Annotated in this window: 2 protein-coding genes; both read right to left on the bottom strand. The window is 49.5% G+C overall.

Annotated features, from left to right (window positions below; translation table 11 throughout):
* Positions 1-279, bottom strand: a 279-nt coding sequence (leuD, locus tag R8N49_RS26175; protein WP_318190334.1) for a 3-isopropylmalate dehydratase small subunit, incomplete at its 3' end; no start/stop codon positions are given.
* Between the two features lie 11 nt (positions 280-290).
* The coding region (locus R8N49_RS26170) for an aconitase family protein (protein ID WP_318190333.1) at positions 291-825 on the bottom strand (535 nt) is incomplete at its 5' end.

Raw genomic sequence — 825 nt, 5'->3', positions numbered from 1 at the left:
AGCCACAGCCCAAGGTGCGTGTTCACGAGATGAGCCACAGACGAAGTTTTCACGCGCAAGTAGGATAGAAGCGCCTTGGTAACGTGGCGCGTTCATTACAAACTCAGGGTTTGGCTGCTCGCCTGCATCATCAAGGAAGCGCCAGTCATGGAAAAGATGCTTACCGAAACCTAGGCGAGAAACTTTTTGTAAAAACTGCTTTGGAATAATGGCATCCGTGTCAACGTTGGCGGCATCTAGAGGCACAACCAAACCAGTATGTTGTTTAAAACCTGACATGATTGTTCTCCCTAATCCTGTTTATCAAAAGTTAATTCACGAATGTCAACAAAGTGACCAGCGATAGCTGCCGCGGCTGCCATTGCAGGGCTAACCAAGTGAGTGCGACCATCACGGCCCTGACGGCCTTCAAAGTTACGGTTTGATGTTGATGCACAACGCTCGTGAGGTCCCAAACGGTCATTGTTCATTGCTAAACACATTGAACAGCCTGGTAGACGCCATTCAAAGCCCGCTTCTTTAAAGATGACATCCAAGCCTTCGGCTTCTGCTTGTGCTTTCACCTGTTCTGAGCCCGGGACAATCAAAGCTTGAACGTGCGATGCGACCTTACGGCCTTTCGCCACGACGGCGGCAGCGCGCATGTCTTCGATGCGAGAGTTCGTACAAGAGCCAACAAACACTTTATCTACTTGGTAATCAGACAATGATTTGCCTGCTTCTAGGCCCATGTAAGCCAACGCTTTTTCAGCAGACGCTTTTTCGATTGGATCAGTGAAGCTTTCTGGTGCTGGAATCGGTTGGTCAACGGCAATGACCTGACCT

The sequence above is a fragment of the Vibrio sp. 1978 genome, assembly GCF_033344345.1.
Note: the sequence above shows the minus strand (reverse complement) of the source record. Positions and strands in the feature narration are given on the sequence as shown.